This is a genomic window from Streptomyces sp. PL-25 (assembly GCF_058344915.1).
In genome coordinates, this window is record NZ_CP136997.1 from 6,839,309 (window position 1) to 6,858,677 (window position 19,369).

Consider the following 19,369-nt stretch of genomic DNA (forward strand, 5'->3'; position numbering starts at 1 on the left):
GCAGCAGAAGGAGAAGCCGACTGCCATGCCCACCGACACGGATCAGGTGGTCGCCGCCCTGCGCGCCGCGCTGCTGGACAACCAGCGTCTGCGCCAGGAGAACCGACGGCTCCGCGACGACTTCGCCGAGCCCGTGGCCATCGTGGCGATGAGCTGCCGCTACCCCGGCGGTGTGCGTACCCCGGAAGACCTGTGGGAGCTTCTGGTCAAGGAACGCGACGCGGTCTCGGCGTTCCCCACCGACCGCGGCTGGGACGTAGAGGGCGGCTTCGACGCGGACCCCGACGCCCCCGGCACGTTCTACGTCCGTGAAGGCGGCTTCCTCCACGACGCGACCGGCTTCGACCCCGGCTTCTTCGGCATCTCCCCGCGCGAGGCCCTGGCCATGGACCCGCAGCAGCGGCTGCTGCTGGAGGCGTCCTGGGAAGCGGTGGAACGCGCGGGCATCGACCCGACGACCCTGCGCGGCAGCCGCACCGGCGTCTACACCGGAGTGATCCACGGCGAGTACGCGTCCCGGCTCGGCCGGGTGCCCGACGAGGTGGAGGGCTTCCTCGGCACCGGCAGCATCCCGAGCGTCGCCTCGGGCCGGATCGCCTACGCCCTGGGCCTGGAAGGCCCGGCGGTCACCCTGGACACCGCCTGCTCGTCCTCCCTGGTCGCCGTCCACCTCGCTTGCCAGGGGCTGCGCTCCGGCGACACCACCCTTGCCCTGGCCGGCGGAGTGACCGTGATGTCCACCCCCGGGCTGTACGCCGGATTCAGCCGCCAGCGCGGCCTGGCCCCCGACGGACGCAGCAAGTCCTTCTCGGCCGCTGCCGACGGAGCCGGGTTCGGGGAGGGCCTGGGCCTGCTCCTGCTGGAACGGCTCTCCGACGCCCGGCGCGCGGGACATCCCGTCCTGGCCGTCATCCGGGGCTCGGCCGTCAACCAGGACGGCGCCAGCAACGGGCTGACCGCCCCGAACGGGCCCGCGCAGCAGCGTGTGATCGGCCAGGCGCTCGCCCGTGCCGGACTCGCCCCGTCGGAGGTGGACATGGTGGAGGCGCACGGCACCGGCACCGTGCTCGGCGATCCCATCGAGGCCCAGGCGCTGCTGGCCACGTACGGCCAGGACCGGCCCGCCGGGCGGCCGCTGCGGCTGGGATCGCTGAAGTCCAACCTGTCCCACACCCAGGCCGCCGCGGGCGTCGGCGGGGTGATCAAGTCGGTGCTGGCGATGCGGCACGGCGTGATGCCGCGCACGCTGCACGTCGACCGCCCCTCGCCCCGCGTCGACTGGACCGAGGGAGCCGTCCGCCTGCTCACCGAGGCCACCCCCTGGCCGGAGACGGGACGGCCGCGCCGGGCCGGGGTGTCCTCCTTCGGCGCCAGCGGGACCAACGCCCACGTCATCCTCGAACAGGCCCCCGCCGCACCGGCGGCCCCCACCGCGCCGACCGGCGCGCCGGTCGCCGCCGTCCCCTGGATCCTGTCGGCGCGTACGCCCGACGCGCTGCGCGCCCAGGCGGCGGCGCTGCATGAGCGGGTGGTGGCGGACCCGGGTCTGAGCGTGGTGGACGTGGGCCATTCGCTGGCGGTGGGGCGGTCACGGTTCGCGGAGCGTGCCGTGGTGGTGGGGGCGGACCGGGGCGAACTGCTGGCCGGTGTCGCCGCCCTGTCACGGGGTGCGGGCTCTGCGGGCGTGGTGGTCGGCGGCGGGCAGCTCCCGGGCCGTTCGGTGCTCGTGTTCCCGGGCCACGGCTCGCAGTGGGCGGGGATGGCTGCGGGGCTCCTGGATGAGTCGGAGGTCTTCGCGGGGCGGATGGCGGAGTGCGGGCGGGCTCTGGCGCCTTATGCGGACTGGTCGTTGGCTGACGCGCTGGGTTCGGAGCGGCTGCTGAAGCAGGTCGACGTGGTGCAGCCGGTGCTGTGGGCGGTGATGGTGTCGCTGGCGGAGGTGTGGCGTGCGTTCGGTGTGGTTCCGGACGCCGTGGTCGGTCACTCGCAGGGGGAGATCGCGGCCGCCTGTGTGGCGGGTGGGCTGAGTCTGGAGGACGGGGCGCGCGTGGTCGCGTTGCGCTCCCGTGCCGTGGGCGTGCTGGCGGGCCGCGGCGGCATGGCGTCGGTCCCGTTGCCGGTGGACGTGGTGCGGGAGCGTACCGCCCCGTGGGGTGGCCGGTTGTCGGTGGCCGCGGTCAACGGCCCGTCCTCGACGGTGGTTTCGGGCGCAGCGGACGCGGTCACGGCACTGGTGGAGGAACTCCTCCAGGAAGGGGTGTGGGCGAGCCTCATCGACGTCGACTACGCGTCGCACTCCTCGCACGTGGAGGAGATCCGCGAGCGCCTGCTGTCCGACCTGGACGGCATCACCCCGCTCTCGGGCGCGGTGCCGTACTACTCCAGCGTGACCGGCGGCCCGCTCGACACGAAGGCCCTGGACGCCGAGTACTGGTACCGCAACCTCCGGCAGACGGTCGAGTTCGAGCGGGCGACCCGCTCGCTCCTCGCGGCCGGACACCGCGTCTTCATCGAGTCCAGCCCCCAGCCCGCCCTGATGTACGGGATCGAGGACACGGCCGCCGACGCGGGCGCTCCGCAGACGCTGGTGCTCGACACCCTGCGGCGCGGGGCCGGAGGGCTCCGCCGGTTCCAGACCGCCCTCGCCGAGGCACACGTCCGGGGCCTGCGCGTCGACTGGGAGCGGCTGTTCGCGGGAACCGGCGCCCAGCGGGTGGACCTGCCCACCTACGCCTTCCAGCGACGCCGCTACTGGCTCGACGCCCCGCCGGCCGACCGGGACCCGGCGGCCGTCGGCCAGTCCGCCGTGGACCACCCGCTGCTCGGCGCCGCGGTCGAACTGCCCGACGACGCGGGCACCCTCTTCACCGGCCGGCTCTCTACGGCCACCCACCCCTGGCTCGCCGACCATTCCGTGGCCGGAGCCGTGATCCTGCCCGGCGCGGCCCTCGTGGAGCTGGCCGCGCACGTGGGCCGCCGCCTCGGCTGCGCCCTGGTGGAGGAACTGACCCTCGCGGCCCCGCTGCTGCTGCCCGGCGACACCGCCGACGACCACGCCGTACAACTGCGCGTACGGGTGGGTGCCGAGGACGGCACAGGACGGCGCCCCGTGGAGTTCCACTCCCGGCCCGAGGCAGCCCCCGGCGCCGCCGCCCCGCCCTGGACCCGGCACGCGACCGGCACGGTCGGCCCCCAGGACCGCTCGGCCGACGGGAACGACACGGCCGAAGCGGCCGGCGCGTGGCCCCCGCCCGGCGCCGTCCCCCTGGACGTGGACGAACTGTACGGGCTGCTCGAAGCCCAGGGTGTCGCCTACGGCCCGGCGTTCCGGGGCCTGCGCGCCGCCTGGCGCACCCCGGACGCGATCCACGCCGAAGTGGCCCTGCCCGACGACGTCCCCGGCACCGGAGCCGACGGCTTCGCCGTGCACCCGGCCCTCCTGGACGCGGCCCTCCAGACGGCCGGTCTGCGCGAGGGCGCCGGGACCGCGGAGCCCGCCGACGGCGTCCCTCTGCCCTTCTCCTGGCAGCGCGTCGCGATCGGGACCTCCGACGCGGCGGTCCTGCGCGTCCGGCTGCGCCCCGACGGCCCCGACACCGTCACCGCGCGGATCACCGACCCCTCGGGGCACACCGTGGCGACCGTGGGCTCGCTCACCCTGCGCACGGCGTCCCCCGCCGCACTGCGGGCGTCCTCCGGCTCCGTCTTCCACGTCGGCTGGACGCCGGTCACCGCCGGGCCCGGCCCGCGCCCGGTCACCCGCTGGGGTGTCCTCGGCCCGCGGGACGAGCGGCTGCTGCCGGCCGCCTTCGCCGCCGAACCCCTGTCCGCGACACCCGACGCGATGCTGCTGATCTGCCCCCCGTCCGCCGGCACCGGGACCGCGGCCGGTGCGACCGGGGACGACCCCGCCCGGGACGCGGACCCCGAGGCGGTGCACCGGGTCGTGTCCGGGGTCCTGGACCGTCTCCAGGCCCACCTGGCCGACGACAGCACCGCCCGTACGCCCCTGGTGGTGCTCACCCGGGGCGCGACCGGCCCGCGCCGCGCGCGGCCGCAGCCGGCGGACCTCGGCGCGGCGGCCGTCTGGGGCCTGGTCAGGGCCGCTCAGCTCGAACACCCCGACCGGTTCGTGCTGCTGGACACCGAAGAGCCGGACCCGGACGGTCTCGGCGACGCGCTCGCCGAGCTCCTCGCCACGGGCGAACCACAGGCGGCCCTGCGCGGCGGCGTCCTGTACGCGCCCCGACTGACGCGGCCGTCGGCCGCCACCGTCACCAAGGCCCCCGCCCCCGCGGCGGCGACCGGGCCGGACGGTCCGTTCGGGCCGTCCGAGGGGACGGTACTGCTGAGCGGCGGCGGCGCTCTCGCGGCCGTCCTGGCGCGTCATCTGGTCGCCGCGCACGGGGTGCGCCACCTCCTTGTGCTGAGCCGCCGCGGCGCCGACGCCCCGCGCCTGCCGGAGCTGACGGCGGAGCTGGCCGGGGCCGGAGCCGAACTGACCGCCGTCAGCTGTGACGTGTCCGACCGCCAGGCACTGGCCGCAGCGCTCGCGGCCGTCCCCGAACGCCATCCGCTGTGCGCCGTGGTCCACACCGCCGGAGTGCTCGACGACGGCCTGCTGGACGGGCTGACCGGGGAGCGGACGACCGCCGTCCTGCGGCCCAAGCTCGACGCCGCCCACCACCTCGACCGGCTGACGCGCGGGGCGGACCTCTCGGCGTTCGTCGTCTTCTCCTCCGCCGCAGGCGTGCTGGGCAGCCCCGGCCAGGCGTCCTACTCGGCCGCCAACGCCGCGCTCGACGCCCTCACCGCGGAACGCCGACGGCTCGGGCTCCCCGGCCTGTCCCTGGCCTGGGGGCCCTGGGAGCGGGTCAGCGGGATGACGGCGGAGCTGGGCGGCGCCGAACGGCGGCGCATCGACCGGCGCGGCGCCCGCGGCCTCCTTGACGAGGAGGCCATGGCCCTGCTGGACGCGGTGTGCGCCGCGGACGCCGCCCCGCCGGAAGACGGGAGCCCCGTCGTCCTGGCCCACCTCGACCTCACCGTGCGCGGCGACGGCCCGGTGCACCCCATGCTGCGCTCCCTGGTCCGGCGCGGCCCGGCCGCGCCGGCCGGGGCGAAGGGGGCGCCGACCGCCGCAGCGGCGCTGCGGCACCGGCTCGACGCCGCCGCCGACGCACAGGAACACGAGCTGGTCCTGCGCGAACTCGTCCTCGCCCAGGCCGCCGAAGTCCTCGGTCACACCGACTCCGGGGCGCTGTCCGCGACGGTGCCCTTCCTCGCCGCCGGATTCGACTCGTTGACAGCGGTCGAGCTCCGCAACCGGCTGGCCGCCGTCACCGGACTGCGGTTACGGCCCTCCGCCGTCTTCGACAGCGGCACCCCCGCCGCGCTCGCGGCGCGCCTCGCCGCCGAGGCCCGGACGGAGGACACCCCCCGGCCCGAAGCGGCCCCCGCGACCGGCGCCGCCGCGTCCGGCACCGGCACCGGGCCTGACACCGGCGCCGCCGACCCGGTGAGCGTGCTGTTCCGCCGGGCCTGCGCACTCGGCCGGACCGACGAGGGCATCGCCCTGCTCAAGAACGCCTCCGCCCTCCGCCCGGCCTTCCACAGCGGCGCCGACCTCGTGGCCGCCGGCACCGGCCCGCGGCTGCTGCGCCTGAACGAGCGCGCCGACGCCCCCGTGCTCGTCTGCTTCGGCTCCGTCGTCGCCCTCGGCGGCGCCCACCAGTACGCCCGCTTCGCCTCCCGTTTCCGGGACCGCTACGCCGTCGCCGCCCTGGACGCCCCCGGATTCACCCCCGAGGAGGAACTGCCCGCCGACATGCGGGCCCTGCTGGACTTCCAGGCGACGACACTGCTCCGGGAACTGCCCGGACGGACGCTCGTCCTGGCCGGCTCCTCCTCCGGCGGCACGCTCGCCCACGGGGTCGCCGCCGAGCTGGAACGGCGCGGCGAGGGCCCGGCGGCCGTGGTGCTGCTGGACACCTACCTCTCCGACAACCAGGGCATCACCCAGTTCAACGACGTCCTGCTGGGCGGCATGTTCGCCCGCGAGGACCGGGCGGCCCCGATGGACGGGACCCGGCTGACCGCGATGGGCGGCTACTTCCGTCTGCTCGACGACTGGCGTCCACCGGCGGTCCGCGCCCCGCTGCTGCTGGTCCGCGCCTCCACCCCGCTCGGCCGCCCGTCCGCCGAAGCCGGTGACTGGCGCTCCTCCTGGGCCGGTGCCGACACCGTCGTCGACGTTCCCGGAGACCACTTCTCGATCATGGAACAGCACGTCGCGACCACCGGCGACGCCGTCGCCGACTGGCTCGGCACCACCCTCCGCACCCCCGACGGCCTGTGAAGACGAAGGAGAACCCATTGACCGCGGACCCGTACGACGACCCGCCCCCACGACCCGCCCTCACCGTGCTGGGAGCCGGGGTGATGGGTGTCGGCATCACCGTTCTCGCCCTCGGACACGGCCTGCGGGTCCACCTGGTCGACATCGACCGGGAACGGCTCGACCGAGCCGCCGGCCTGATCGACGGCGAACTCCGGCTGGCCGAGCTGATGGGCGCCCTGCCCGCCGGGACGCCCCCCGGCACCCTGACCACCGGCACCTCGCTCAAGGAGGCCGGCGGAGCCACCGCCGTCATCGAGGCGGTCACCGAGAACGCCGCGGTCAAGGCCGCCGTACTGTCCGAGGTCTCCGGACTGGTCCGGCCCGGAACCCCGCTGATCACCAACACCTCCTCCATCCCCGTCGACGAACTGGCCGGGGCGCTGGGGCGGCCGGAGGAACTGGTCGGCACCCACTTCATGAACCCGCCCTACCTGATCGGAACCGCCGAAGTGGTCCGCGGCCCCAGAACCGGGGACCAGGCGATGGCCGCCGTGGCGGACCTGCTCAGGGCCCTGCGGCGGCGGGCGGTGGTCGTCCGGGACGCGCCCGGCTTCGTGACCAGCCGCATCCTGCACCCGATGATCAACGACGCGGCCCGGGTCGTGGAGGAGGGCACGGCGAGTGCCGAGGACGTCGACGCGCTGATGCAGGGCTGCCTGGGACATCCCACCGGCCCGCTGCGCACCGCGGACCTGATCGGCATCGACAACCTCGTCGACTCCCTCACCGTGCTCCACGAACGCACCGGCGACGACGGCTGCCGCCCCACCGGACTGCTGCTCCGGCTGGTCCGCGAGGGCCGGCTGGGCCGCAAGTCCGGAAGCGGCTTCTACGACTACACCTGATCGACGACGAGGAGACGGCCATGACCACAGCGAACACGCCCGGCCCCCACGGCCTGGAGAAGGAACTGCTGGAATTCCTGGAGGAACGCACCGGGACCGCCTGGGACGCCGACACCGACCTGTTCGACGCCGGCGGCCTGTCGTCCCTGTTCGCCATGCAGGTGGTGGTGCACCTGGAGAAGACCTACGCCATCGCCGTCCGCGGCGCGGACCTGCGGCTGGACAACTTCCGCACCGTACGGCGGATGGCGGAACTGGTGGACCGGCTCCGGGTGCCGACCGCCGGGGGCCGGCATGGGTGAGGACCTGAACGGCGCCATGGCCTCCGTCACCCTGCGGGTCGGCGACCTGGCGCAGGAGTGGGACCGGACCGGCCTCATCCCGCTGGATCTGCTGCGCGGCCTGGGCGCCGAGGGCCGGCTGTGCGCCGAGGTCCCGGAGCAGTACGGCGGCTGGGGGCTCAGCAGCATGCGCAGCGGCGCGTACACCGCCCATGTGGGCGGCCTGTGCAGCTCGCTGCGCAGCGTGATGACCTCGCAGGGCATGGCGGCGTGGACCATCCAGCGCCTGGGCACCGCCGAGCAGTCGGCCGCCCACCTTCCCCGGCTGACCGGCGGCCGACTGGCGGCGGTCGGCTTCAGCGAGCCCGGCGCCGGCAGCGACCTCGCGGCGATGACGACGACCGTACGCCGCGACGGCGGCGCGGTCGTCGTCGACGGGCACAAGAAGTGGGTGACCGCCGCCCACTACGCCGACCTGCTGGTCGTCGTCGGCCGCCACGAGGACGGCGCGGTGGCCGTCGTGGTGCCCACCGGCACACCCGGCGTCCGGATCGAGCGGATCACCGCCCCGCTCGGCTGCCGCGCGGCCGGACACGCGGACGTGCACCTCGACGGGGTGCGGCTGCCGGCCGACAGCGTCCTGGGCGGCCACGAGCTGCCGACCGCCCTGCTGGTGACGACCGCGCTGGCCTACGGGCGGATGTCCGTCGCCTGGGGGTGCGTGGGCATCCTGCGGGCCTGTCTGGCGGCGGCCACCGCGCACGCCGCCGGTCGGGAGCAGTTCGGCAGACCGCTCGCGGAGCACCAGCTCGTCGCCGGGCACCTCGCCGACCTCTACACGGCCGAGCAGGTGGCCGCGCGGGTCTGCGAGCACGCCAGCCGCTGCTGGGACGAAGGGTCGCCGGACCAGGTGGTGGCGACCGTACTGGCCAAGCACGTCAGTGCGACCCAGGCCGCCCGGGGCGCGGCGACGGCCGTCCAGGTACTGGCCTCGGCCGGGTCCCGGGACGGGCACACGGTGGCTCGGGCGTACCGGGACGCCAAGCTGATGGAGATCATCGAGGGCAGCAACGAGCTGTGCCGGCTGATGCTGGCCCGGCACGCCCTCTCCGCCGCTCCGGGGGCACCGTGAGCGGGCCCGCGGCCGTCGAGACGAGGAAGGACGACATGGCCGAGACCGTCAAGTGCCTGGTCTGGGACCTGGACGACACCCTCTGGCGGGGCACCCTGCTGGAGGACGGCGAGGTGCACCTGCCGGACGAGGTGCGCAAAGTGGTGATCGAACTGGACTCCCGCGGCATCCTCCAGTCCATCGCCAGCCGCAACGACCACGAGCACGCCTGGGCCCGGCTGGAGGCGCTCGGCGTGGCCGAGTACTTCGTCCTGCCGGAGATCGGGTGGGGCGCCAAGTCCGAGTCGGTGCGCCGGATCGGCGACCGGCTGAACTTCGCGCTCACGACCATCGCCTTCGTCGACGACCGGCCCGCCGAACGGGCCGAAGTCGCCTTCCACCTGCCCGGCGTACGGTGCTACCCGGCCGAGCAGGTCCTCGCCCTCCCCGGGCTCGCCGAGTTCACCCCCGCGACCAGCACCGTCGACTCCCGGCGGCGGCGCCGGATGTACCAGGCGGGCTTTCGCCGCGAGGCCGAGCGTGCGGCCGCCCCCGGCTCCGACGAGGAGTTCCTGCGCTCCCTGGACCTGCGGATGCGCATCGGCCGGGCCACCGGTGAGGAGCTGTCCCGGGTCGAGGAACTCACCCTGCGCACCAGCCAGATGAACGCGACCGGGGTCCACTACCCGGACGCGGTGCTGCGCGGCCTGATCACCGACCCCCGGCACGAGGTCCTGGTGGTCACCCTCACCGACCGGTTCGGCCCGCACGGCGCGGTCGGCGTCCTGCTGCTGGAGCGGCACCCGGGCCTGTGGCACCTCAAGCTGCTCGCCACCTCCTGCCGGGTCGTCGCCTACGGCGCCGGCGCGACGCTGCTGAACTGGCTGGCCGACGCGGCCGCCCGGTCCGGAGTCCACCTGGTGGCGGACTTCCGGGCGACCGAACGCAACCGGATGATGGAGATCGCCTACCGGTTCGCGGGCTTCGAGGGCCTGGACGAAGCCCCGTGCCCGTGCGCCGCCGTCCTCCTGCCGGCTCCGGAGGACACCGGACTCCAGCGCCTGCACCTGGTCCCCGGCCCGCGCGTGGTGTCCACCGTCATGAGCGTGGACGCACCCGGCCTGAGCATGCCGGAAGGGGACCCGGGAACGTCGTGACCGCCGCGGCGGCCGGTGCTCCCGGGCTCCGGCCCGCCGCCCTCAGCGCTTGCGGACGAGTGTGATCCCGTCGGCCATCACCAGCAGCGACAGTTCCACCCGGGGGTCCTCGTACAGCACCCGGTTCAGCGCCCGGACCCCGGCGGTCTCCGGGTCCACGGCGGCCGGGTCGGCGACCCGGCCGAAGAACAGGGTGTTGTCGACCACGATCAGACCCCCGGCGCGCAGCAGCGCCAGCGACGCCTCGTAGTAGCGGACGTAGTTGGCCTTGTCCGCGTCGATGAACACCAGGTCGAAGCTCTCCGGCCCGCGCTCCGCCAGCAGCACGTCCAGCGTCGCGGCGGCATCGCCGATCCGCAGGTCGATCCGCGAGTCGACCCCGTCCCGCTTCCAGAAGTCGGCGCCGATGGCCGGCCACCGGTCGTCGATGTCGCAGGACACCAGCAGACCGCCGGCCGGGAGCGCGCGGGCCATGCACAAGGTGCTGTAGCCGGTGAAGGTGCCGATCTCCAGCACCGCCCGCGCCCCCGTCAACCCGACCAGCAGGGCCAGCAGTTGGCCCTCCTCCGCCATCACCTGGAGGGCGGAGCCGCCCGGTAGGTCCGCGGTGGTCTCCCGCAGCTCCCTGAGGAGATCGTCGTCACGGAGGGAGACCTCACGGACGTAGGCGAGCAGGTCGTGGGTGGCTGCTGTCTGGTCGGCCATGGCGCGGGGGTCCTCTCGAAGGAGATCGGGGCGAAGGAGACCGGGGGCGAAAGGGATCGGGGCGACGGGACGGGGCCGCCGGGTGCCCGTCGCCGGGCGGCCGGGACGGTCACCCGGCGCGCATGTACGGGTGATCGGGCTGCCGTACGGCCTCCGCCTGGGCCCGCTCGCAGGCGTACGCCCGCAGCAGCGCGTCCAGCCGGTAGCGGCCCCCCGCCGGCGCACCCAGCAGATTCGCCTCGACCAGGGAGTCCAGGGCCTCCTCGGCCTGTGCCTCGGAGCAGCCGACCATCACCGCGACCTTGCTGCTGGAGACCGAACACGCTCCGGCGGCCCCCAGCATGGCGAACACCGCGGCAGGGTCGATCCCGGCCGGTGCCGTCCGCCGGAGCCCGGCGACCTCGGCGTCGAGGCAGGGCCGGACCCCGAAGTCGCCCGCGCACAGCTCGTCCAGCAGTCGCGGGGCCTCCGTGAGCCGCCGGGCCAGGTGCCCGATGCTCCAGTGGGGACGCTCCAGCAACCGGGTCCCCGCGATCCGGATCGCCAGCGGCAGGCCCGCGCAGACCGTCACCACCGTACGGGCCGCCCGCGGTTCGCCACCGACCCTGGCCGGGCCGACGATGCTGCCCAGCAGCTCCAGCGACCCTTCCTCGTCCAACGGGCCGAGCAGCAGGGTGCGCGCACCCTCCAGATCGGCCAGCCGACGCCGGCTGGTCACCAGCAGCCTGCTGCCCCCGCTGCCCGGTATCAGCGGCCGCACCTGCGCGGTGCTGGAGGCGTTGTCGAGCACCACCAGCAGCCGGCGGCCCGCGGTGAGCGAGCGGTAGAGGCTCTCCCGCTCCGACTCCTCCCCGGGGATCTCGTCCCGGGGCACACCGAGGTCCGCCAGAAACCTCGGCAGCACCACCCGGGCGGTCAGCGGCCGCTCCGCTCCGCCGAGATCCGCGTAGAGCTGACCGTGTATCGAGGAATCGCGCATGGCGTGCGCCGCGTGCAGGGCCAGGGCGCTCTTGCCGACACCGCCCCGGCCGGTCACCACCGCCGTCGCCACCATGCCCGCGGGCATCGTGCCGGTCGTGAGGAAGTGCCGCAGCCGCGCCAGCGCGTCGGAGCGGGCCGACAGCGGCAGCGGCACCGAGGGAAGCTGCGCCGGATCGGGCCAGCAGGACCTCTCCCGGGCAGCGGCCGGCGCCGCAGCGACGGCTGCCTCCGGGACCGCCGCGGGCTGCTCCAGCGGGTCGGGCGTACGGGGCCGGTCGTGGGCCGCGAGGATGTGCCGGTGGACCTCGCGCAGATCGGCGCTCGGCTCCGCCCCGAGCTGTTCGACGAGCAGCACCCGGGTGCGCCGGTAGAGCTCCAGGGCCTCCGACTGCCGTCCCGACCGGAACAGCGCCAGCATCAGCTTGCCCACCAGGGCCTCCCGTAAGGGGTGCTTGCGCACCAGCCGCACCAGCTCCGGCACGATCTCGGCGTGCCGCAGCAGCGCCAGCTCCGTGTCGAACCGCAGTTCCATGGTCTGCAGGCGGAGCTCCTGGAGGTAACGGCCCTCCACATCACGCAGCGTCCGCGACGGTATGTCCGCCAGCGGCTCCTCGCGCCACAGGGCGAGTGCCTCGGCCAGCTCGGCGGAGGAGCCCTCCAGGTCTCCGCGCCCGGCCAGCTCCGCCGCGCGCCGGCGGTGGGCGGTGAACTGCCCGAGATCGCTCTCGTGCTCGCCGAGTTCGAGGAGGTAGCCGGGTGCCCGGGTGAGGATGCGGGCGGAGGCGTGCTCGCCCAGCGACTGCCGCAGGCGCATCACGTAGGTGCGGACGGTCGCGGCGGCACTCGGCGGCGGGGCGCCGTCCCAGATGTACTCGGTGATCCGGTCGACCGAGATCACCCGGTTGGCGTTGAGGAGGAGCGCTGCCATGACCACGCGCTGTCTCGGCGCCGACACGTGCACCTCACGCGCGTTCAACCGGACGGAAAGCGGGCCCAGCAACAGGAAGTTCAAGGGGAGACCTCTTCATCGCACGACCGGTGGGCAAGACTGCTTCCAGCGTCATAGGTGACCGTGTAAGGGTCAACGCGGTCCTGTCGTGTCTAGATGTATTCCTAGAGCGCGGGCCTTGCGCTCATGCCGGGTTCACGCTGTGCGGTACCATCACGGCGGTCAGGACCAGGCCGCCCACCACGGCCCAGCGGCCGGTGAAGCCGCTCACCACCGCACCGCCGTCGACCCGGTGACCCGGCACCGTCAGCGCGGCCGAGAACACCCCCCGTACGGGGTCCAGCCGCACGAGCGCGTCGAGGAAGTCCAACGGCCGCCCCGTCAGCGGGAACCACGCCTTGTACACGGACTCCTTGGCACTGAACAGCACCCGGTCCCAGCACACCCCCGGCGCCACCCGCCGGCAGTCCTCCAGCGGGGCCCGCTCCGAGGGCACGGTCACCGCGTCGAACACCCCCTCCGGCAGCGGCCCTTCAGGCTCCGCGTCGATGCCGAGGGCGAGCAGATCGGTGCGGCGCGCCACCGCGGCGGCCCGGTACCCGGCGCAGTGGCTGATCGCCCCGACCACCCCGGCCGGCCACAGCGGCTCCCCGCGCGGCCCGGCCAGCACCGGCACCCGCGGCTGGCCCAGCCGGGCCAGTGCCTGCCGGGCGCACCGCCGGCCCGTCGTGAACTCCCGCCGGCGCTGCTCCACGACGTGCGCCACCAGCAGCTCCTCCTCCGGGAACAGCTCCGAGCCCGGCGGGTCCCCCCGCGACTCCGACACCTCGACCACCGCCGACAGCAGGTCCTCGATCACCGGCCGGCGCCCGTCACCGCTGCGCCGGGCCGGACGGAGAGGGCCGTATGCCATGGCTGCCCGGCACCCGCACCACGGTCGAGAATCGGTCGGCCGACGGCCGCGGCATCCGCTCCACGGCCGCCGCCGGTTCGCCCACGTGTGCGGTCGGCGGCAGCCGTTCCCGCTCGTCCCGTGGGAACAGCCCTTCGATGGCCGCCCTCGTTCTCCGGACGGGCGACATGGGGGTCGCCGACGGCGTACAGCCTTGCCATGAGGTGCCCTCGCCTCCTCGGCCGGATCCGCGGTGCGCGGTCCGGCCGGACCGTTGCCGCGGAGTCGGATCCAAGTAAATCCCACAGGATTGATCTGCACCGCAACGTTCCCGCCATTCACTGAAGAAACAGCCGGAATTGAACGCGGGCATGCATGGCCGGATACGCCCAGATGGGTACTTGCTGACATTCCGGGGGACATGGCAGGCTGTCATATGCGGTGCCCGTGACCCGCCGATCGCCGTCCCTCGGTGTTCCCGGCATTAGCGGGTACTGGCCGGCGTGCCGATGCGGAGGATGTCCCACGTGATCACAGAGCACAGCTCGCCGGCCCCGCGCGGGTAAATCGAGAAAGGCATAAAAGGCCGACATGACCTCGCTCTCGTTAGACAGCGACCTGTGGTGCCGTCGCTTCCATCCCTCGCCGACGGCCACGCGCCGACTGGTCTGCTTTCCGCACGCCGGGGGCTCGGCGAGTTTCTACTTCCCGGTGTCCGCCGCGCTGCGCGGACCGGTCGACCTCCTCGCCGTGCAGTACCCCGGCAGGCAGGACCGCCGGGAGGAACCGGGCGTCCAGGACCTGCACCGCATGGCCGACGAAGTATCCGAAGCGCTGCGCCGCTGGGACGATCTCCCCCTGACCCTCTTCGGACACAGCATGGGCGCGCTCGTCGCCTTCGAGGTGGCCCGGCGCATCGAACACGCGGGCGGGCGGATCGACCACCTGTTCGCCTCCGGCCGCAAGGGGCCGTCCGCGGACCGGCCCGAGCCCTCCCACCCGCTCGACGACGAGGGCATCGTGGCGGAGGTCAGGGCCATGAGCGGCACCGACGCCCGGCTCCTGGAGGACGAGGAACTGCTGCGGATGGTGCTGCCCGCGCTGCGCGCCGACTACCGGGCCCTGGGGGCCTACCGGGCCGACCGCGACGCCGTGGTCACCTGCCCGGTCACCGCCGTGGTGGGGGACCAGGACCCCTGGACACCGGTCCCCGGGGCCGCCCGCTGGCGCGACCGCACGACGGCCGCGTTCGACCTCAAGGTCTTCCCCGGCGGCCACTTCTACCTCAGCAGCCGGGCGGACGAGGTGACCGGCATGCTCCGTGACCACCTCGCCGGCCCGCCGCGCGCCTGAGACCACGGACGAAAGAGAAGGGGGACCGGGGAGTGACACCGTCAGCGACCTCTGAGGAGATCAAGCCCGCGCCGCGGCCGCCGAGGTCCGGACCCGCCGGCGACGCCCGTCCGCCGGGCGGGGGCCCGCCCGCCGGTACCGGCGTCCGGCGGCTGACCGCCGTGGACGCCCGCATCCTGGAAGGCGTCGCGGTCGGCACCCCGACCGTCCGGCTGGCGGCATCGCTCTATCTGAGCCGGCAGGGCATCGAGTACCGCATCGGGCTGCTGATGCGCCAATTCCAGGCCGCGAACCGGTCCGCTCTGGTCTCCCGGGCGCACTCTCTCGGTGTGCTGAGCGTCGGGGCATGGCCACCCCGCGTCCTCCCGGAATTCCTTGAGCCCTAGAAGAGGCAGGGGATACCGTTCTCCGGCCTCCCTCCGTGAGATCCCTCCGGAGGAAAGGCTGAAAAAAAGTCACTTCCGAAAGCGGAAAACGCACTGCGCCGGTATGCTGCCGGATATTTTCCCAGACCTGGACATCGTATCGATATCGCGCGGCGCGACAGGTTGTCGAACGTCCGGCAGAACGCCGGATTCTGCGGCATTGTGCTGTCAGGTACACCTCCGCTGTGCTACACCTGGGCCGCACCATCGCCCCCTTCTTCCACGTCTTTCACGCCGATTCACAGGAGCTGTCATGAGTCTGGGATATTTGTTCGGAGGCGGCGTCGGGACCGAGCCGCGGGGACTGGAACTGCACCGGACCTACGAGGTCGTGCAGAGCTGGTACGAACAGGTCTCCGCGTGGACCGGGCTGACGGTCGGACAGATCCTGGAGGAAGACCTCCCGACCGCGCAGGAGGAGCGCCAGAGCGTCGGCACCGTCCGCGAAGCCGCTCTCGCGATCGGCGTACACGACGTGCTCGCCTCGTTCAACCTGCGCCCCGCGGCCATCGGCGGCCTCAGCCTCGGCGCGATGACCGCCAGTTGTCTCGCCGGATCGCTGGGGCGACGGGAACTGTTCGAGATGCTGGCCGGCGCCCGCGACGCCCCGGAACCGCCCGCCGGGGACCCGGGGCAGGGGGTGGCCATAGCCTTCGGCCCCCTCGCCGACGGCGCCCCCGCCCACCCCGGGGAGAACGTCCCCGGCATCTACCTGGCGGGCGACTTCGGCCCCACGGCCGACGGCACCCAGCGCATCATGATGCTCGCCGGCCACGCCGAGGCACTCGGCGCGCTCGCCGCCGAGGCCCCGCCGGGAACGGTCGTGCCGCTCCCCGGACGCACCATCGCCGTCCACACTCCGCTGCGCCGGCCCTACCGCGACTTCATGGCCCCGCGCATCGACGCGATCCCCTTCACCGACCCCGAGGTCCCTCTGCTGTCCTGCCTGGAGCCCAAGGTCCTGCGCACCGCGGCCGACGTCAGGGACCTCTTCCAGCGCAACTCCACGAACCCGATCAGCCTGGTCGACGTCTACGCCGGGATGAAGGAGCAGGGCGTGCGGCTCGGGCTGGTGATGGGCCCCTCCATACCCGAGGGCATCCTCGCGTTCCCCTTCCCGGTGGTCCACATCGAGCAGCCCGAGCACATCGAGCAGGCCCTGACCACCGCCTACGACCTCGGCATCGACCTCTCCGGCGCCCCGGCCCGGTCATGACCGCCGCCACCCGCGCCGACCCGGACGCCCAGATCGCGCGTTGGCTGGACACCGACCTCGACGAGTGGACCCGCGCCGTGGTCCGACGGCACTTCGACCCGGTGTCCGGCAGCCCCTACTGGCTCGGGCAGGCCCCCCGGCTGGGCTTCGACCCCCGCGACATCACCCGCTACGACCAGATCGAAGCCTTCGGTCCGTTCCCGCTCGACCGGCTGCGCGAGGAGGACCCCGCGGACCTCGTCCCGCTGTCGGTGCCCAGACCGCTGGCCGGACGGATCTGGGACAGCGGAGGTACCACCGGCACCCCCTGCCGGGTGTTCTACACCCCTGACATGCTGCTGCACCGGGCGATCTGGCGTCGCTGGTCCTTCGTGCGGGAAGGATTCGCACCGGGCCGCACCTGGCTGCAGGCCACCCCCACCGGACCGCATCTGATCGGGAACGGCGTCCGGGAGGTGTCCGAACTCCACGCCGGCCAGGTGTACGCCGTGGACATGGACCCCCGGTGGGTCAAGCGCCTCATCCGGGCGGGACGCCTGGCCGAGGTCAACGACTACACCCTGCACCTGCTGGAGCAGATCACCGACGTCGTCCGGCAGGGCCGGGTCCACTACCTCAACACCACACCGGCCCTCTTCCAGGCCCTCTGCCGGCACCGGCCCGAACTGGTCGCGGCCCTGGACGGCGTACGCCTGAGCGGCACCCAGATCAACGCCGACACGTACCGGACCTTCACCACCGCCCTGCGGGGCGGGATCTGCGGACTGACCTACGGCAACACCTTCGGCAACGCGGCCTGCCTGGACATCGAGCAGGACGGCGGGTTGATCAGCTACGTGCCGAACTATCCGCAGGTCACCATGGCGGTGGTCGACAAGGGCGACTTCTCGGCCCCGGTCGCCCCGGGTGCGGTCGGCCAGGTACGGCTCACCGTCCTCCACGAGGACCTCTTCCTCCCCAACATCCTGGAACGCGACCAGGCCCTGCGGCACCCGACCGACCACTGGCCCACCGACGGCGTCGCCAACGTCCGCCCCCTCCAGACCACCAACTCGTCCCCCGAGGGCCTCTACTGAACTGAAGTGCGACTCGTTGTAGGCTGGGAAAGCAGCCCTTGACCTGCGTATAAGCAGGCAGGGAGCCTACTAGTGGGAGTGCTCCGATGTTGCGCACCATGTTCAAGTCCAAGATTCACCGTGCCACCGTGACCCACGCCGACCTGCACTACGTGGGATCGGTGACCATCGACGCGGATCTGCTGGACGCCGCCGACCTGCTGCCCGGGGAACTGGTGCACATCGTCGACATCACCAACGGCGCCCGGCTGGAGACGTATGTCATCGAGGGGGAGCGCGGGTCGGGTGTCATCGGGATCAACGGGGCCGCGGCGCACCTGGTGCACCCCGGCGACCTGGTGATCCTCATCAGCTACGCGCAGGTCACCGATGCCGAGGCGCGGGCCCTGGAGCCGCGTGTGGTGCATGTGGACGCGGACAACCGCATCGTGGAGCTGGGCGCCGACCCGTCCGCGCCGGTGCCGGGTTCGGACCAGGAGCGCAGCCCCCGGTCCGTGCCGGCCTGATCCGCGGGCACGGCAGGGACGGCGGGGCGGCGGAGGCGGACCGCACGGCGGCAGGAACACGACGAGGAGCGAGCCGGTGAGCGACATCGAGATCCGCGACGGCCGGGCGGCCGGGCGGCTGGAGGCCGTCTCGGGCGGCGAGGTGGTCGGGCGGGTCGAGTACTTCGTCCTCGACTCGCCCGACCGTGCTCTCGTCCCCGTCCACACGATCGTGGAACCGGCCCACGAGGGCCGGGGCATCGCCGGTTCCCTGGCGCGCGAGCTGTACGCCGTCGCCCGGCGCGAGGGTGCCTCCGTCGTCCCGTTGTGCCCCTACGTCTCCGGCTGGGCCGCCCGCCACCAGGACGAGGCCCCGGCGCCCGGTGCTGCGCTGACCGGGGCCGCCGAGAAGTGGCTCGCCGCGCACCCGGAGCGGTTCTGAGCGGGGGCGGGGCACGCGTCGCGCCGGGCGCCCCGCCGCTGCTCGCCCTGCTGCACACCTCGCCCGTGCATGTCCCGGTCTTCGAGGCGCTGCGCGACGCGGACCACCCTGGCCTGCGGCTGCGGCACTTCGTCGACGAGGATCTGCTGCGCAGGGCGCGCGAGGACGGCCCGGACGCGGTCGCGGACGACGTGGCGGCGGTGCTGGACCGGGCCGCCGCCGAGGGCGCGGGCGCGCTGCTGTGCACCTGCTCCACCCTCGGCGCCGTGGCGGAGCGGGCCGCGTCGGCCGGGGCGGCCGGGGCGGTCAGGACGGGCGGATACGGGCGACCGCCGGTCCTGCGCGTCGACCGGCCGATGACGGCGGCCGCCGTGGCCGCCGGTCCACGGGTGGTGGTCGTGGCCGCCCTGGAGAGCACCCTCGCCCCGACCACCGCGCTCCTGGCGGAGGAGGCCGTGCGCGCCGGGCGGCGCGTCACCGTCCGCCCGCTGTTCGTCCCCGGCGCGTGGGCGCTCTTCGAGGCCGGGGACGCCGAGGGATACGTGCGGGAGATCGCGACGGCCGCCGGCTCGGTCCCGGCGGCGGACGCCGACGCGGTCGTCCTCGCCCAGGCGTCCATGGCCGCGGCCGTGGACCTGGTGACGGCATCCGTGCCGGTCCTGGCCGGCCCGCGGCCAGGACTCGCCGCGGCGGCCCGCGCGGCGGCACTCGCCGCGCCGCACACGCCGCACACGCGGCGGGCGGGCCACGGCGGTACGGCTCGGTAGGGGTGGCGGTAGCGGACACGGGCGTGAGTGCGGGCGTGGGCGCGCAGGCGGTGCGGGCGCGGCCGTCCGGGGCGTCGTCGCCGTGCCGCGGGTGACTGGCCGCGCGGGGGTCGGGTAGCCGGGGGAGTAGTCCAGCAGCCGACGCCGGAGGACGTCATGACGAACCCGTACCCCGATCCCGTACCGCCGCCGCCCACGCCCGGACCCACCCCCGGGCCGGATCCCGCTCCGGGGCCGCCCGCGCCCGGACCCGACCCGCAGCCCCCGGACCCGGCGCCCGCGCC

15 protein-coding genes are annotated in these 19,369 nt (G+C 74.2%); 12 read left to right on the top strand and 3 right to left on the bottom strand.

Annotated elements, in window-relative coordinates:
• Positions 1-25: 25 nt before the first annotated feature.
• From R4Z62_RS30215 to R4Z62_RS30235, 5 genes are read left to right on the top strand one after another with little or no spacing between them, the layout of a single operon-like run.
• Positions 26-6,358 (top strand): type I polyketide synthase, encoded by a 6,333-nt coding sequence (locus tag R4Z62_RS30215; RefSeq protein ID WP_491521455.1) that lies wholly within the window; start codon positions 26-28, stop codon positions 6,356-6,358.
• A gap of 17 nt (positions 6,359-6,375) precedes the next feature.
• The gene (locus R4Z62_RS30220; RefSeq protein WP_064536500.1) at positions 6,376-7,245 is read left to right on the top strand and encodes a 3-hydroxyacyl-CoA dehydrogenase family protein; all 870 of its coding nucleotides are present in this window, start codon (positions 6,376-6,378) and stop codon (positions 7,243-7,245) included.
• A gap of 20 nt (positions 7,246-7,265) precedes the next feature.
• A complete protein-coding gene (locus tag R4Z62_RS30225; RefSeq protein WP_355478353.1) occupies positions 7,266-7,547 on the top strand; it encodes an acyl carrier protein in 282 nt (93 codons plus the stop codon).
• Positions 7,540-8,658, top strand: coding sequence for an acyl-CoA dehydrogenase family protein (locus R4Z62_RS30230; protein ID WP_064536502.1), 1,119 nt, complete (start codon positions 7,540-7,542; stop codon positions 8,656-8,658). Before R4Z62_RS30225 ends, R4Z62_RS30230 begins: the two co-directional genes overlap by 8 nt.
• Before the next feature lie 35 nt (positions 8,659-8,693).
• Positions 8,694-9,794, top strand: coding sequence for an HAD-IIIC family phosphatase (locus R4Z62_RS30235; protein ID WP_491521456.1), 1,101 nt, complete (start codon positions 8,694-8,696; stop codon positions 9,792-9,794).
• A 42-nt stretch (positions 9,795-9,836) separates the two neighbouring features.
• On the opposite strand, the gene R4Z62_RS30240 is transcribed toward R4Z62_RS30235, so the two are convergent.
• The 3 genes from R4Z62_RS30240 to R4Z62_RS30250 all read right to left on the bottom strand — a co-directional run bounded on the left by R4Z62_RS30240 (position 9,837) and on the right by R4Z62_RS30250 (position 13,342).
• Positions 9,837-10,499 (bottom strand): class I SAM-dependent methyltransferase, encoded by a 663-nt coding sequence (locus tag R4Z62_RS30240; RefSeq protein ID WP_064536504.1) that lies wholly within the window; start codon positions 10,497-10,499, stop codon positions 9,837-9,839.
• Between the two features lie 109 nt (positions 10,500-10,608).
• The gene (locus R4Z62_RS30245; RefSeq protein WP_382844425.1) at positions 10,609-12,441 is read right to left on the bottom strand and encodes an AfsR/SARP family transcriptional regulator; all 1,833 of its coding nucleotides are present in this window, start codon (positions 12,439-12,441) and stop codon (positions 10,609-10,611) included.
• A gap of 172 nt (positions 12,442-12,613) precedes the next feature.
• Positions 12,614-13,342: a 4'-phosphopantetheinyl transferase family protein gene (locus tag R4Z62_RS30250; protein ID WP_355478358.1), complete on the bottom strand. Its 729-nt coding sequence runs from the start codon at positions 13,340-13,342 to the stop codon at positions 12,614-12,616.
• Positions 13,343-13,912: 570 nt separating this feature from the next.
• Between R4Z62_RS30250 and R4Z62_RS30255 the strand changes: the two genes are divergently transcribed.
• The 7 genes from R4Z62_RS30255 (at position 13,913) to R4Z62_RS30285 (ending at position 19,085) form a co-directional block, all read left to right on the top strand.
• Entirely contained in the window at positions 13,913-14,674 is a 762-nt protein-coding gene (locus R4Z62_RS30255) for a thioesterase II family protein (protein WP_491521457.1), read from the top strand.
• Between the two features lie 161 nt (positions 14,675-14,835).
• Positions 14,836-15,060 carry a LuxR family transcriptional regulator gene (locus R4Z62_RS30260; protein ID WP_237305477.1) on the top strand — a complete coding sequence of 75 codons (225 nt, stop codon included), beginning with the start codon at positions 14,836-14,838 and terminating at the stop codon, positions 15,058-15,060.
• Positions 15,061-15,352: 292 nt separating this feature from the next.
• The gene (locus tag R4Z62_RS30265) at positions 15,353-16,315 is read left to right on the top strand and encodes an ACP S-malonyltransferase (RefSeq protein WP_491521458.1); all 963 of its coding nucleotides are present in this window, start codon (positions 15,353-15,355) and stop codon (positions 16,313-16,315) included.
• On the top strand, positions 16,312-17,391 hold the full coding sequence (locus R4Z62_RS30270; protein WP_491521459.1) for an arylcarboxylate reductase: 1,080 nt from the start codon (positions 16,312-16,314) through the stop codon (positions 17,389-17,391). The genes R4Z62_RS30265 and R4Z62_RS30270 overlap by 4 nt, the downstream gene beginning before the upstream one ends.
• An 86-nt stretch (positions 17,392-17,477) precedes the next feature.
• Positions 17,478-17,897, top strand: coding sequence for an aspartate 1-decarboxylase (gene panD, locus R4Z62_RS30275; protein WP_026252586.1), 420 nt, complete (start codon positions 17,478-17,480; stop codon positions 17,895-17,897).
• Between the two features lie 76 nt (positions 17,898-17,973).
• A complete protein-coding gene (locus R4Z62_RS30280; protein ID WP_491521460.1) occupies positions 17,974-18,318 on the top strand; it encodes a GNAT family N-acetyltransferase in 345 nt (114 codons plus the stop codon).
• Positions 18,319-18,356: 38 nt separating this feature from the next.
• Positions 18,357-19,085, top strand: a complete 729-nt coding sequence (locus tag R4Z62_RS30285; RefSeq protein WP_491521947.1) for an arylsulfatase — start codon at positions 18,357-18,359, stop codon at positions 19,083-19,085.
• Positions 19,086-19,369 lie beyond the last annotated feature (284 nt).

Excerpts from the sequence above, each read along its gene's own strand:
- R4Z62_RS30225 (WP_355478353.1), top strand. The coding sequence starts at position 7,266 with ATGACCACAGCGAACACGCCCGGCCCCCACGGCCTGGAGAAGGAACTG.
- R4Z62_RS30230 (WP_064536502.1), top strand. The coding sequence starts at position 7,540 with ATGGGTGAGGACCTGAACGGCGCCATGGCCTCCGTCACCCTGCGGGTC.
- R4Z62_RS30265 (WP_491521458.1), top strand. The coding sequence starts at position 15,353 with ATGAGTCTGGGATATTTGTTCGGAGGCGGCGTCGGGACCGAGCCGCGG.
- R4Z62_RS30255 (WP_491521457.1), top strand. The coding sequence starts at position 13,913 with ATGACCTCGCTCTCGTTAGACAGCGACCTGTGGTGCCGTCGCTTCCAT.
- panD (WP_026252586.1), top strand. The coding sequence starts at position 17,478 with ATGTTGCGCACCATGTTCAAGTCCAAGATTCACCGTGCCACCGTGACC.
- R4Z62_RS30215 (WP_491521455.1), top strand. The coding sequence starts at position 26 with ATGCCCACCGACACGGATCAGGTGGTCGCCGCCCTGCGCGCCGCGCTG.
- R4Z62_RS30235 (WP_491521456.1), top strand. The coding sequence starts at position 8,694 with ATGGCCGAGACCGTCAAGTGCCTGGTCTGGGACCTGGACGACACCCTC.
- R4Z62_RS30270 (WP_491521459.1), top strand. The coding sequence starts at position 16,312 with ATGACCGCCGCCACCCGCGCCGACCCGGACGCCCAGATCGCGCGTTGG.
- R4Z62_RS30240 (WP_064536504.1), bottom strand. The coding sequence starts at position 10,499 with ATGGCCGACCAGACAGCAGCCACCCACGACCTGCTCGCCTACGTCCGT.
- R4Z62_RS30250 (WP_355478358.1), bottom strand. The coding sequence starts at position 13,342 with ATGGCATACGGCCCTCTCCGTCCGGCCCGGCGCAGCGGTGACGGGCGC.